The 14688-nt window shown below is 37.7% G+C and carries 11 protein-coding genes; 9 read left to right on the top strand and 2 right to left on the bottom strand.

All coding sequences use genetic code 11. The annotated features are described in order from the left end of the window. The first annotated feature begins 80 nt into the window (after window positions 1-80). Together hemY and MMB69_RS24220 are read left to right on the top strand one after the other, a co-directional pair. Window positions 81-1514, top strand: coding sequence for a protoporphyrinogen oxidase (gene hemY, locus MMB69_RS24225; RefSeq protein WP_221785137.1), 1434 nt, complete (start codon window positions 81-83; stop codon window positions 1512-1514). Between the two features lie 151 nt (window positions 1515-1665). Next, on the top strand, window positions 1666-2235 hold the full coding sequence (locus MMB69_RS24220; RefSeq protein ID WP_013081690.1) for a TetR/AcrR family transcriptional regulator: 570 nt from the start codon (window positions 1666-1668) through the stop codon (window positions 2233-2235). 51 nt (window positions 2236-2286) lie between these two features. Here the strand turns inward: MMB69_RS24220 and MMB69_RS24215 are convergent, their stop codons facing one another. After that, window positions 2287-4458, bottom strand: coding sequence for a peptidoglycan D,D-transpeptidase FtsI family protein (locus MMB69_RS24215; protein WP_264408875.1), 2172 nt, complete (start codon window positions 4456-4458; stop codon window positions 2287-2289). Window positions 4459-4738: 280 nt separating this feature from the next. On the opposite strand from MMB69_RS24215, the gene MMB69_RS24210 reads away from it, so the two are divergent. From MMB69_RS24210 to MMB69_RS24200, 3 genes are all read left to right on the top strand, one after another. Further along, window positions 4739-6028: an ABC transporter substrate-binding protein gene (locus tag MMB69_RS24210; RefSeq protein WP_013081692.1), complete on the top strand. Its 1290-nt coding sequence runs from the start codon at window positions 4739-4741 to the stop codon at window positions 6026-6028. 149 nt (window positions 6029-6177) lie between these two features. After that, the gene (locus MMB69_RS24205; protein ID WP_269871618.1) at window positions 6178-7998 is read left to right on the top strand and encodes a cache domain-containing sensor histidine kinase; all 1821 of its coding nucleotides are present in this window, start codon (window positions 6178-6180) and stop codon (window positions 7996-7998) included. Beyond that, window positions 7976-9559 carry a response regulator gene (locus tag MMB69_RS24200; RefSeq protein ID WP_221785134.1) on the top strand — a complete coding sequence of 528 codons (1584 nt, stop codon included), beginning with the start codon at window positions 7976-7978 and terminating at the stop codon, window positions 9557-9559. The genes MMB69_RS24205 and MMB69_RS24200 overlap by 23 nt, the downstream gene beginning before the upstream one ends. A 39-nt stretch (window positions 9560-9598) precedes the next feature. Here MMB69_RS24200 and yhfH read toward each other — a convergent pair whose 3' ends face one another. Continuing rightward, window positions 9599-9730, bottom strand: coding sequence for a protein YhfH (gene yhfH / locus MMB69_RS24195; RefSeq protein ID WP_013055337.1), 132 nt, complete (start codon window positions 9728-9730; stop codon window positions 9599-9601). Between the two features lie 229 nt (window positions 9731-9959). Here yhfH and MMB69_RS24190 point away from each other — a divergent pair, with 229 nt between their 5' ends. From MMB69_RS24190 to MMB69_RS24175, 4 genes are all read left to right on the top strand, one after another. Then, window positions 9960-10691 carry an MBL fold metallo-hydrolase gene (locus MMB69_RS24190; RefSeq protein WP_221785133.1) on the top strand — a complete coding sequence of 244 codons (732 nt, stop codon included), beginning with the start codon at window positions 9960-9962 and terminating at the stop codon, window positions 10689-10691. 15 nt (window positions 10692-10706) lie between these two features. Beyond that, window positions 10707-11696: a lipoate--protein ligase gene (lplA, locus tag MMB69_RS24185; RefSeq protein WP_013055339.1), complete on the top strand. Its 990-nt coding sequence runs from the start codon at window positions 10707-10709 to the stop codon at window positions 11694-11696. Window positions 11697-11865: 169 nt separating this feature from the next. Continuing rightward, window positions 11866-13398 carry a fatty acid--CoA ligase family protein gene (locus MMB69_RS24180; RefSeq protein ID WP_221812725.1) on the top strand — a complete coding sequence of 511 codons (1533 nt, stop codon included), beginning with the start codon at window positions 11866-11868 and terminating at the stop codon, window positions 13396-13398. Between the two features lie 35 nt (window positions 13399-13433). Next, window positions 13434-14210 (top strand): enoyl-CoA hydratase-related protein, encoded by a 777-nt coding sequence (locus MMB69_RS24175; protein WP_277448541.1) that lies wholly within the window; start codon window positions 13434-13436, stop codon window positions 14208-14210. Window positions 14211-14688 lie beyond the last annotated feature (478 nt).

The raw sequence follows: 14688 nt of genomic DNA, 5'->3' as shown, positions 1-14688 counted from the left end.
AGAGAAAAGTAAGAAGCGAGCTATGGATTTCCATAATCGCTTCTCTTTATATTGAATTTTACAGAAAAGGCGATGATAACATGACGGATAGACGCAAAAAGGTTGTCATCATCGGTGGAGGAATAACAGGTCTTTCAGCTGCCTATTATTTGCAAAAAAAAATAAAGGATCATCAGCTGCCAATTGATCTTCAACTAATAGAAGCGACGCATCGGCTTGGTGGAAAAATTCAAACGGTCAAACGAGACGGGTATTTATTTGAAAAAGGTCCGGATTCATTTTTAGCGCGTAAGCTAGCTGCTACAAAACTGGCAAAAGAAGTAGGGCTAGGCAGGGAGCTAGTCGGAAATGAAAAAGGAAAATCCTATATTTTAGTAAAAGATACACCGCATGCGCTGCCTGATGGTGCTGTAATGGGGATACCAACCAAGTTATCTCCTTTTATCACAACAGGGTTATTTTCACCTGTTGGCAAGCTGCGCGCAGCAGCTGATTTTTTTATACCGAAGACAAAAAATCAAGATGACCGTTCGCTAGGCGTATTTTTTAGAAGACGGTTTGGTGATGAAGTTGTTGAAAATTTAATTGAGCCTCTATTATCAGGAATTTACGCAGGAGACGTTGATCGTTTGAGTTTACAATCAACATTTCCACAGTTTTTGCATGCTGAACATAAGTACAGAAGCTTAATTGTTGGAATGAAAAAGCTAAAAGAAATTCACCCACAGCACGGTGATGATTCGGAATTCAAAAAAAATAGCGTTTTTTTAACATTAAAAGAAGGCCTTCAATCGCTAGTAGATGGGGTAGAAAAAGCAATAGATCCTGATATTATTACAAAAGGAATAAAAGTAGAGAAAATTTATAAACAAGATACCGCATATGCATTATCTTTAAATAGCGGGAAAGTCATAAAAGCAGACAGCGTTATTGTAACTTCTCCTCATGCAGCTGCTCAGTCTATGCTTTCGGAATATAAAATATTCGAGCCGTTGAAGCATATGCCTTCCACTTCAGTAGCTACTGTTGTGATAGCCTTTGCACAAGAAGCGCTGCAAGACAATCTAGATGCAATGAACATCGCCGTTTCAAGAAATAGCGATTACACGATTACGGCGTGCACATGGCTGAATAAAAAGTGGCCGCATGCGGTTCCGGAAGGAAAAGTGCTGCTGAGATGTTTAGTTGGACGAACCGGGGATGAAGCTGTGGTGGATCAGCCTGACGATGAAATTTTTAAAATTGTCCTGGAGGATTTGAAGAAGCTCATCACCATTTCTGCTGACCCCGAATTTTACGCGGTAACGAGATGGAAGCAGTCAATGCCTCAGTATACGGTCGGACATCACGATATGCTAGATACGATGAATGAACAGCTTGAAAAAGAGCTTGCCGGTCTTTATGTAGCGGGAAGCTCATATGAAGGTCTGGGTATACCGGAATGTGTAGAGCAAGGAGAAGATGTGGCTAAAAAAGCGGTTAAATATGTGCAGCAACTAGAAGTGGAGCGGTGAATCAATGCTCCGCTTTTTTGTCTACTACCTGTAGAAGAGAAAGGTTATACTAAGAGAAGAGATTGTGGTTGAAAAGCAAAAGAAACTTATGCTATAGTAAAACCGTACTTGTTGACTGAAATATTCATTTGGTCAGAAAGAAGGGGATAACGTGGCGATAGACCGAAAGCAATCAGTTGTGGATGCAGCGTCAAAATCATTTGCGCTGTTTGGATATAAAGCAACGACTATGGAGCAAGTGGCGAAGCTTGCAAATGTCGGAAAAGGAACGATTTATACTTTTTTTAAAAACAAAGAAGAGTTATTCGATGAAATTGTTACACGAATGATTCGAGAAATGACAGATGCAGCTGAAACTGTCATTGATAGCAACCGTCCTTTTTTTGAAAATGCCCAAGCAGCTATTTTTCGAATCTTAGAATTCCGCACCGAGCATCAGCTCATGCTGAAGCTGGTACAGGAACAGCAGTTAGGCACTACAGCAGTGCAAGAAGTGCTGGTGCGAGTAGAAGAAGAGATTTTGACTTATATAAAAAACAAAATCGAAATTGCGATTTCTAAAAAAGAAATCAAACCGTGCAACCCAGAGCTCACAGCTTTTTTATTATTTAAAATGTACATTGCACTCGTCTATGATTGGGAAAAACGGCATGAGCCGCTTTCAGAAGAAAAAATTGCTGAATTAATTGAACTATATTTTTTACGCGGTCTGTCTCAGTGAGATGGGCTTTTTTCATAAAAAAACAAAAAAGGTCTCATGACGAGACCTTTTTTATTGTTCATTATCATCTTTTTTTACGCCGTTTAATTCTGTATTTCCTGTTTTTGCATCTTCTTCTTTTTGCTCTACTTCTTTTTCGCCTTCTTTTTTAAGATCGAAGTAAGCTTTTATTACGTCACCGGTAATAGTTTTACTTAACGTGTTAGATGTACCGGCTACATAAGCAGAAGGAATAACAACCGCTACTGCTACTTCCGGATTATCATAAGGCGCGTATGAAACGAATGTAGAGTTACGAACGCTTACCCCTTTATTAAAGGTTTCTGCGGTACCAGACTTACCAGCAATATTATACTGACGGTATTTTCCTGTGTTAAGTAAACGCCCTGTACCATGGGACCCTGTAACTACTTGGCGAAACCCTTGTTTGACAAGGTTAATTTCTGATTGGCCCATCGTAATACGGTTTAACACTTCTGGTTCAACAGAACTTTGAATACTTCCTTTTAGTTCGCTATCAAGCTCAGGTTCGCGGATTTCTTTTACTAAGTGCGGCTTCATGCGATATCCACCGTTAGCAATCGTTGAGATGTACTGAACAAGCTGAAGCGGTGTGTACGTATCATACTGTCCAATACCAAAATCCAGTGCTTTACCTGGTTCGTTTGTTACGGTATTGCGAATACCCGTTGATTCGTTTTCTAATTCGATGCCCGTTGAAATTCCAAGACCAAACTGGCTATAGTATGAGCGCAGCTTATTAAAGATAGACGGTGGAATGTTCAGTTTACCGCCAGGGCGGTACGTTTCACCAGCCATGCTCATAACCGTACGGTACATGAACACGTTTGACGATTGTTCCAAAGCATTTTGAATCCCAGTTGCTCCAATTTGGTGAGACGACTTTTTAATTGTTCCGCCAGCAAACTTCAGCGGCGCATCGTAAAAAACCGTACCGGGCTGAATAGCGCCTGAATCAAGTCCTGCTAGAACGGTCGCTCCTTTAACTGCGGAACCTACTTCATAAGAAGTGGTCATGTTACCAAGAGCAAAGTCTTGTACTTTACGTGCTCCGGTTTGCTTATCAGTAACAAGCTGTTTTCCGCCCATCGCTAAAATATCTCCCGTGTGAGGGTCCATCATAATAGCAAACGCGCGATCCATTAATCGTGAACCAGCAGCACCGGATGTCACAGCTTTTGTTAAAACATCTTCGACTTGTTTTTGAAGTTCCATATCAATTGTTAAAATTAAGTCACTGCCCCGCTGACCTTCTGTAACGGTCTCTTGACTCACTAAGTTGCCCGAGCGGTCCGTTACGTTTTGCACGCGAGCTTTTTGACCGCGAAGAACGTCTTCGTACTGCTTTTCTAAATAACTTTTTCCAACTCGGTCGTTACGGCTGTAGCCATGTGATAAATAGTACTGCAAGTTTTCGCTTGGCAATCCTTCATCTGCTGATGTGATTTTACCAAGCAGCGTGCTAAGTAAGTCATCGTATGTATACATACGGTCCCAGTAAGTTGTCGTATCGACGCCCGGTAAGTCACCCAGTTGCTCACTAATAACGGCAAGCTCTTTATCGGTTAAGCCGCTTTTAATAATTTGAGCAGTTAACGCGTACCCGCCTTCCATCTTGCTTTTAATGGCAATCACTTCAAGGTCATCTTTCACCGATAAAAGTTCACTTTTTGTGATGCGCTTTAGCTGAAGAGGATATAAATCATCTTCAGAAAGTTGACCTTCTTTTACTTTTTGCTTATCCGCTGCGGTAATTTTCTTCGCTGCTGCTTTTGGATGAGTTGCAATCCAGTAATCTTTTAAGTCGCGTTCTGTTAGCTTAATCGTATTTTTATCTTTCTTTTTATCCGATTTGCCAAACACGTCTGTTGTAACAGGAACATCAATAAGAGTAGCAAGCTTTTTAGCTACTTTTAGCTTGTCTTCTTGAGTGACGCCTTTCAAACGCGTGTACGTGACAGCGTTCAACGGTTTATTATCCACGATAACGCGGTCATAGCGGTCTAGCATCTTTCCGCGAGGAACCGGTGAATCTACCGTTTCATCTTCTGTTTTTTCAACTTCTCGTTTATAGTTCTCTCCGTACACGATCTGTACGAAGCCTAATCGTAAAATGAGTGCAGAAAAAAGCAGGAAAACCACAATAAACAGCCAGTTAATTCGAAATGAGACATGTGTTTTTTTGCGCTTTTTAGTTTTCATGTAAACCCCTTCACTTTGTTTATACAAGTTAAAAAAATTCATAAATTTTCTTATGAATCTATCACTCTACATATTAACATAATTTTGTCTATAAATGTTATTAGGTGGAATAAAACAGACAAAAAATTTATAGAAATTTTTGCGGAAGAAGAGAGACCTGTCGAAGGGTGCTGAAGGGGTTGTTCAATATTTTCCACTCGGTTGTTCAATATTGTTACCTGTTCAAATGTCCTAGAATCGGTAAAATAAAGAGAGATAGATATCAAGGGGGGCAAAACGAATGAAAATGAAAAGGCTTTCAATAATGTCTGGCGTGTTAGCAACATCACTTTTATTTGCGACAGCATGTTCAAACTCAGGTACGGATTCAAAAGCAAGTAAATCAACAGGCTCAGGTGATCAAGTTGTTATTGATATGTTCCAGTTCAAAGTGGAAATTGCAGATCAGCTGAAAGAATTAACGGATGAATATACAAAAGAACATCCAAACGTAAAGTTTAACATCCAAACAGTCGGCGGAGGCGCGGACTATGGTGCGGCATTAAAAGCACAGTTTGCCTCTGGAAATGAACCTGATATCTTTAACAATGGAGGGTTCCAAGAAGCGCAAACGTGGAAGGATAAATTAGAAGATCTATCTGATCAGCCGTGGGTAGATAATCTGTATGATATCGCCAAAGAACCGATGACAATGGACGGGAAAATTTATGGTCAGCCGCTAAACTTAGAAGGTTATGGTTTTATTTATAATAAAGATTTATTTGAAAAAGCAGGGATTAAAGAATTACCTAAAACGCTGTCAGAATTAGAAGCAGCTTCTAAAAAGCTTAAAGCAAAAGGCATTACGCCATTTTCTAATGGATACGGCGAGTGGTGGGTGCTAGGCAACCACTTATTTAATATTCCAATGGCACAGCAAGACGATCCAGATGCGTTTATTAAAGGTCTAAACGAAGGAAAAGCAAAATTTGAAGGCAATGAAACGTTTAAGCAATTTATGAATCTGTTCGATTTAACGTTAAAGTATGGAAATAAAAATCCACTAACGACAGACTACAATACACAAGTTACTCAATTTGCTTCTGGGGAAACAGCAATGATGCAACAAGGTAACTGGACGGTAAATATGATTACGAAAATCAATCCGGACATGAAAATGGGCTTTATTCCAATGCCAATCAGCAACGATGCAAAGAAAAATGATAAACTAGCAATCGGAGTTCCAAATAACTGGGTAGTGAACAAAAATGCGCCAGATGCAGATAAAAAAGCAGCGAAGGAATTCTTAAATTGGATGGTTTCTTCTAAAGAGGGTCAAAAATTCTTAGTTGAAAAGTTCAAGTTCATTCCAGCGTTCAAAAACATCGATGGAAAAGGAATCGATTCTTTATCTGATGATATCTTAAAATACTCCGAAGAAGGTAAAACATTATCTTGGAACTGGTTTAAGTATCCGGAAGGAACGGTTCAAGAAGTCGGCGCAGCAATGCAGTCTTACGCAGGCAAGCAAATGACGGAAGAAGAGTTTATGAAGAAATTAGATACAATTTGGGCAAAAATGAAAAAATAAACAAGAAGTCCGCGTGGAAAACGCGGACTTTTTGGTGTGAAAAAATAGTTGGTTAGATTTATAGCTATGAAAAAATAATAGTCAATTGAAAGCGCTTTTAATGTATAATAATAGTCATAATGTATGACATTAGTCAAAGGAGGTTATTTGTGAAAGGATGGAGCATACGCAAGAAATTAATTTTGTTTTTCTTATTTGCAACGGTTATTCCATTTTTAATTTCGACGATTTTTACGTATCAGTACACAAAAGAAACGGTTAAGAATCGATTTATTTCTACCAACTATCAAGTTATTAAAAATGGAAGCAATGATTTGAGTGATTACTTAAATGAAATTGCTAATATTACAAAAAGGCTGTACGGCTACCACCCATTTATTAAAGTGCTAGATGAAGGTGTATCAAGTGACTTAGGAGCCAATCAGCTGGAAATATCACGAACTCTTCTTTATTTATATAATACTCGTCCAGAGATTGAACAGCTCCATCTTTACATTGAAAACGGGCATGACTCGTATACAGCTTATAATTCGAAAGTGAGCAGCAGAGGGAAGTACGATGATATTTACACTCAGCCTTACTATTCTTATTTAAATAAAAATCATAAATTTCTTGTGATTGAGCCTACCCATGAAATTTATAGCTACAATAATTTATCAACGTTAATTGATTCACTTCCGAATCAAGTTATTAGCTTTCATCAGCGGATTGATGAGATTCCATCAGACAAGTTGTTAGCTTATCTATCTTTAGACATTAATATGACACAAATCCAATCTATATCGCAGCGTCTATATAATGAAGAGTCAGAAGATTTTTATTTAATGAACAATAGAGGGAAGGTTTTGTATTCCTCTGATTCAAAGGTTATTGGAAAAAATGAAAACTACCCGTGGATGAAGGCGCTCACTTCTCAAAAAGACCATAGCATGGAATGGGAGGATAAAAGCTTCTCAGGCGTATTAATGTATGAAAAGCTTAAACAGCCCTTTGAGGACTTGTACATTGTGAAACGAATTCCTTACAGTGTTTTATATGAGGATGCAAGAAAGACAGCACTTATGAATGTATTAATTGGCCTGCCATTTCTGTGTATGCTCGTTATCGCTACGCTTTTTATATCAGTACGTTTTACACAGCCGATTAACGTATTGATTCGCAATATGAAAGAAGTGGAAAAAGGATCATTTGAGGTGCGGTTTAAGTCGCTTGGAAACGATGAATTTGGTGTTTTAGGAAGGCATTTTACCTCTATGGTAGAAACAATTAATGACTTGATTGAACGTAAATTTCGATTGGAATTAGAAAATAAATCAACGCAGCTAAAAGTGCTGCAGTCACAAATTAATCCGCATTTTTTATACAACGCATTTCAATCGATTGGAACTCTTGCTCTTAAGCATAAAGCAGTTGAAGTATATTCTTTATTAACCTCACTTTCGCACATTATGCGTTACAGCATGAATATGAAAGAGGATATCGTTAGCTTAAAGCAAGAAGTCGATCACGTAAAAGCTTTCTTAAGTCTGCAAAAGCAGCGGTTTGGTTCAAAGTTTGAGTATGAGTTAAATATTGAAAAAGAGGCAGAGCTTATGCGAATACCGAAAATGATTTTGCAGCCTCTTGTTGAGAATTCTTTTAAGCATGGATTCGAAACCCGCACAGGAAGCGGAAAGCTGTTGATTTCAGCGGATCTGAACGGCGAAGAACTGATTCTAACTGTTTCTGATAACGGAAAAGGGATAGGAGAGCAAGAGTTGAATCAATTAAAAACGAGACTTCAGCAATCGTATAATCAAACAGATGAGCATATTGGGTTGCAAAACATTTATGAACGACTTCGCATCTACTATGGAGATCATGCTTCAATGCAAATTAGCAGTCGAGAAAATCACGATTTTACCGTTGTCATAAAGCTAACAACAATTGAGGAAAAGAGGGATAGTGATGAAAGTATTAATCGTGGATGATGAAGAGCATGTAAGAGAAGGAATAAAGCTGCTTGGACAGTGGGAAGAGCATGAAATTACAGATGTGATAGAAGCTGATAGCGGTGAGCAAGCGATTGCGCTTATCGAGGATCATGGACCGGAAATCATTTTTACTGATATGAAGATGCCTAATATCGATGGAATTGCTTTGTTGGAGTGGATTAAAGAGAATTCGCCTTCTAGCAAAACGATTGTGGTAACAGGGTATGATGACTACCACTATATGCGTAAAGCTATTCATTTTGGAAGTACGGATTACATTCTAAAGCCAGTGGATCCTTCGATTTTAAACGATACGCTTGTACGAGCTGTAACCCAATGGAAGAAAGAAGAAGAGTCCAGAAAAGTCCATAACAGCAGCTATCGTTTAATCAATGAAATGAAGCCGATTTATCGAGATCGAAAACTGACGCAGTTAATGAACAATTATTTGCTAAATCAATCAATCTATGAAGAGTTTGGTTTCCATCTGACTAGAGAATATGAAGTGGGGATTGTACGTGTAGATGAATCCATTATTCGTTCTTTTGGCGGTGACCGGGATTTAGCCTATTTTTCAATTTTAAATGTAATCAATGAAATGCTGATGGCAGAAGAAAATGGGGTAGCCTTCCGTTATTTATCAAATAAGTGGGAAATTATCATTATATTTTGGAATGACTTTGAACGTATAACCTCTTTACTGACGACTTTACATACAGCAATTCGCCGTACGCTAGACGTGAGCTGTCGGATTGCAAGAGGGTGCAAAGTTTCTTCTATTGATCAGCTAATGAAATCCTATGAACATGCGAAAAACTCGCTTTTATTAAGCAATGTTCTTGATCAAAATAAAGTGAAGGTCTACGGCGAGCAAGACGTTTTAGCAAGTGCTTTATTAATAAATATGATGGACTATAACAGTAAAATTGAAGAAGCGCTGCAAGTCGGGAAGTTTGAAGCCTTTTTGCCGGTATTCAACGAAATTATCACAGCTTTTGAAGCGCAAAATTATCTCTCATTAAAGCAAATTCTGCATTTTGAGCAGGAATATCAGCTGTTAAGTCAGCATTGGTTAAAAAGATATCACATTCCTTATACGATAAATAACGGTCCTGAATATGTCCTTTCTTTTTTCTATAACCAAGATGGGCAGTTTCAGCTAGCAAAGTATGTAGAGAGAAAGAAGCGTGAAGTAAAGCGTTTTTTAAAAGTAGTAAAAAGGTATAGCAAGCAAAACAATCGCGACGTTATTTATGAGATCGAACAATATTTGCAGCAAAATTTTCATCGAGATGTGAAGCTTCAAGAGATATCGGAACGTTTCTATTTAAGCCGTGAATACATTTCGAGGAAATTTAAGCAAGAATTTCAAGAAAACATTTCAGATTATATGGTGAAAGTCAGAATGAATAAAGCCAAATCACTTTTACTAAATGAAGAACTAAAAATCTATGAAATTGCGAATATGATTGGATATCATGATGATAAATACTTTCGAAAAGTGTTTAAAAAAGTAGAAGGCATTACGCCAAACGAGTATCGAAGTTTGACCGTATAAAAAAAAGCTGAAACTGTTTTATAACAGTTTCAGCTTTTTTTATTTCATGATATCTAGACAGTGATCGCATTTATTTCCGTAGCACTCATGCTGTTCCTCGATGTCGTTTCCGCATTCTACGCACTTTTTATTGGGTAATCTTTTGAAAAATTCAGTCATCTTTTCTAACATTTTAAATCCCCTCCGTTGTCTTTTGTTACTAACATTGTATTATAACAGATGATAAAATGTCAATTATGTTTTATAACAATTTAGCCTATTTTGCTATTCTAAGTGGTTATTTGTTATATAACAATGAGTTATTTTGATAAAATGGCCGAAACGAGTGCCTTTCAGTTAGTTTTCAAAAAAAAGTAGGGTATACTGAACGTAATAAAAATAGTACGAAAGGGTGATTAAAATGAAAGTAACTGTTATTGGTTTTTGGGGAGGATATCCAGCTGTTTCAGAGGCTACTTCTAGCTATTTAGTGGAGCACGATGGTTTTAAGCTGCTTGTTGATTGCGGAAGCGGTGCATTGGCTCAGCTGCAAAAATATGCAAAGCCAGAAGAAATAGATGCTATGATTTTATCTCATTATCATCATGATCACGTGGCTGATGTCGGAGTATTTCAATATGCACGCCTCATTCAGACTCATCTAGGTAACGCTGTTAAGGAACTTTCTATTTACGGACATACATATGATCAGGAAAGCTTCAACAAACTTACTCATAAAGGAATTACTAAAGGGGTAGAGTATGATCCGAGTCAAAAACTTGAAGTTGGGCCTTTTACCATCGAATTTATGAAAACGAAACATCCAGTCGTTTGTTATGCCATGAGAGTAAGCGCCGGCAATCAAACTGTCGTGTACACAGCGGACTCTAGCTATTTGGAAGAGTTTGTTTCCTTCTCAGAAGAAGCAGATCTTCTTATTTGTGAATGTAATTTTTATGCTAACCAAGATGGAAGAGGCGCTGGACACATGACAAGTACAGAAGCCGGGACACTTGCTTCAAAAGCAAGTGTCAAACACCTCATGCTTACTCACCTTCCGCACTATGGAGAACATCAACAGCTAGTAGAGGAAGCTGCTGCTCATTATAGAGGTACGCTTACGTTAGCTGAATCAGGATATGTATGGGAATAACAAGGAGGAAAATGAATGTTATTTATTGATAATCAAAAAAACTATGATCCCCGAATTAACTTAGCAATTGAAGAGTATGCGCTCAAGCATCTAGACATTAATGAGACATATCTGCTGTTTTATATTAATGAACCTTCTATTATTATTGGAAAAAACCAGAACACCATTGAGGAGATTAATACAAAATATGTTGAAGATCAGCAAATTCATGTAGTGAGACGTCTATCTGGAGGCGGTGCCGTTTATCATGATAAAGGAAATTTAAACTTCAGCTTTATTACAAAAGACGATGGAAATAGCTTTCATAATTTTAAAAAGTTTACTGAGCCGGTCGTGGAAGCGTTAAAGAAATTAGGAGTTAATGCTGAGCTAAGCGGACGAAATGATTTAATGGCCGAAGGACGGAAAATTTCTGGAAATGCTCAGTTTTCAACGAAAGGGAGAATGTTCAGTCATGGAACTCTTCTTTTTGATTCAGAGATTGAAAACGTCGTATCAGCGTTAAAAGTAAAAAAAGATAAAATTGAATCCAAAGGCATTAAATCTATTCGAAATAGAGTAGCAAATATCAGCGAATTTTTAGAACAGAAAGTAACGGTGGAAGAATTTAGAGAAATGCTGCTTCGGTATATCTTTGACGGAGAAGAAAATATAACAGAATATAAACTAACGGAAAAAGATTGGGAAACGATTCATCAAATTTCTAAAGAGCGCTATCAGTCATGGGATTGGAACTATGGAAAATCACCTAAATTTAACTTACAGCACTCTCACCGCTTTCCTGTGGGACAAATTGACGTTCGTTTAGAAGTGAATAAAGGAAAAATCGATGCTTGCACCATTTACGGAGATTTCTTTGGAGTGGGGGATGTCCAGGAAGTACAGGAAAAATTAACAGGTGTTCGTTATGAAAAAGCTTCTATTGAACAAGCCTTAGAAGACATCGATATTCCACATTATTTTGGTAATATTACAAAAGAAGAGTTTGTTGAATTAATCTATTAAGAAAAAAGTCTGCTACATCAGGCTTTTTTTCTTTTTAAACAGATGAGTCTTGTCAATAGAACAGCAGTAACATTATAATAGAATAGAAGAAGTAAGAATTTTTACATTATTATGACTTAATAATGAATGGTTGTTCATTCATTCGTTATTAAAAGGAGGAAGTTATGAGATGAATTTGTCAGCACAGCTTCATAAAACAGCTGAGCAATTTCCACAAAAATCGGCATATGTTTTTATGGACCAGGAAACATCTTATGCAGATCTTGATGCATCGGTATCTAAGTTTGCTAGTGGTCTGAAGCAGTTAGGTGTAAAAAAAGGAGATCATATCGCTTTGATTGTCGGCAACTCGCCTCATTTTGTGATTGGATTGTACGGTGCTCTTCGAGTAGGAGCTACTGTTATACCGATTAATCCTATTTACACAGCGGATGAAATTAGCTACATGCTTCAGGATGGAGATGTAAAAGCAGTTATTGCGGTTGATTTACTTCTCCCTATTTTAAAGAAAATCATTGGACACGCTCCATTTTTGGAACACGTTATCTTATGTGAAACGACAGATACAGTAGAAAATATACCTTCTTATTTTCACACGTTTTCGCAAGTTGTAAACAGAGGGGAAGCTACATATGATTTTCTGGAGTTAAAAGAAGAAGATGTGGCCCTCATTCTGTATACGTCAGGAACAACTGGAAAACCAAAAGGAGCTATGCTTACACATAAAAATATTTATTCAAATGCTCAAGACGTAGCAGATTATTTAAGTATAAATGGAAATGACCGAGTCGTAGCTGCTTTGCCGATGTTTCACGTATTTTGTTTAACTGTTTCATTGAATGCGCCTTTAATGAATGGAGGGACTATATTAATTGAACCAAAATTCAGTCCATCTTCTATATTTGAATTAATTCAAAATCGACAAGCGACTATTTTTGCGGGCGTTCCCACAATGTATAATTTCTTACTTCAGCACGACAAAGGGAAAAAAGAGCACTTTCACACGGTAAGGCTTTGTATATCAGGCGGGGCATCAATGCCGGTGGCACTTCTAACCAATTTTGAACGTAAGTTTGGGGTAATGGTAGCAGAAGGGTATGGATTATCTGAGGCTTCTCCTGTGACGTGTTTCAATCCGATTGATCGAGAGAGAAAAGCCGGTTCTATAGGCACATCTATTATGAATGTTGAAAATAAAGTGGTAAACGAACTAGGAGAAGAAGTAGAAGTAGGACAAGTCGGCGAACTTATCGTCAAAGGCCCTAACGTGATGAAAGGGTATTACAAGCTTCCTGAAGATACGGAATATGCTCTCCGAGATGGTTGGCTGTATACAGGTGACTTAGCAAGAATGGATAAGGAAGGTTATTTTTATATCGTTGACCGTAAAAAAGATTTAATTATTGTAGGAGGATATAACGTTTATCCTCGCGAAGTAGAAGAAGTGCTATATGCGCATCGGGATATTGTAGAAGTGGCTGTTATTGGAGTCCCTGATCCTTCCTTAGGTGAATGTGTGAAGTGTTACGTGGTTTGCAATAATCAAGAGATAACGGAAGAGAAGCTTATTGCCTACTGCAAAGAGCACCTTGCTAAATATAAAGTGCCAAGTGAAATTGAATTTTTAAAAGAACTTCCTAAAAATACAACGGGAAAAATTTTACGTCGTGCACTGAAGCAACAAGTATCCCAGGAGCGATAAAATGAAAGCGATTCCAAGTCGGAGGTGGTAAAAGGATGTCATCTATTTCTTATGAAATAAAGGGACACGTAGCCCATGTGATACTGAACCGTCCGGAAGCGATGAATGCTTTTAATTACGATATGCTTAAAGAATTGGAAGAAGTAATTGAAGGAATTCGTATTCAAAAAGATATTCGAGTTGTGACGTTTAAAGGGGCGGGTGAAAAGTCTTTTAGTGTAGGGGCCGATTTAAAAGAACGTAAAACCCTCTCTGATCAAGAGGTAAAGCGCAATATTTACAAAATAGGAGAAGTGTTTTCGAAGATAGAGCAGCTTTCTCAGCCAACGATAGCAATCATCAATGGATATGCATTTGGAGGAGGAATGGAGCTGGCTTTAGCATGTGATTTCCGGATTGCTTCAACCGAAGCGCTTATGGGTTTAACGGAAACAAGCTTAGCGATTATACCAGGCGCAGGAGGAACACAGCGTCTCCCTCGGTTAGTTGGGGAAGCAAAAGCAATGGAACTAATTTTAACAGCTCAGCGTCTCTCAGCATCAGAAGCGAAAGAATGTGGTCTAGTAACGAAGGTGGCTCCCGGATATGAAATAGAAGAAACAATAGATATTTTTATCTCTCTTTTATTGAAAAATGGGCCAATTGCACTTCAGCAAGCAAAATTTGCTATTAAAGAAGGAATGAAGGCTGATTTGCAGACTGGTTTGCAAATTGAACGAAAAGCATATGAGTTAACGATTCCGACAGAAGATCGTCTCGAGGCGCTTCAAGCATTTGCTGAGAAGAGAAGGCCTAGTTTTAAAGGGAAATAAGAAAGGGCTGTCTAATGGACAGCTCTTTTTTAGTTTCTTCTATAGGAATAATAAAAAAAAGAATAATAAAAAAGAATATGTAAAAGCGCAGGAACAAAGAAGGCAAAGTTACAGCTGGCTTTTGCCTATAATATTTACTATAATACGGAATACGGTGCAGTAGTCATTGTTCAAATCTATAAATAATAGTTTTTAATTTTTTTTTTTAAAACCGTTGACTTTAGTTAAAATATATTTTATTATTATAAAGCGTCGTTGAGACATACCGTTAACAACGAAGCTAAAAAAAGATTTTCAAAAAGTTGTTGACATTACGTTAAAAACTTGATAAGATAATAAAGTCGCTTAAGGGCGGCGGTTGAACTTTGAAAACTGAACAAAGCGACAAACGTCAACGTTAAATTTTATTTTTTAATTGAGCAAGTCAAACATTTCTTCGGAGAGTTTGATCCTGGCTCAGGATGAACGCTGGCGGCGT

Origin of the sequence: Priestia sp. P5 (assembly GCF_029522155.1) — a bacterium.
In the GTDB taxonomy this organism is placed as follows: Bacteria; Bacillota; Bacilli; order Bacillales; family Bacillaceae_H; genus Priestia; species Priestia megaterium_E.
This window is presented reverse-complemented; position numbering and strand designations above follow the sequence as displayed.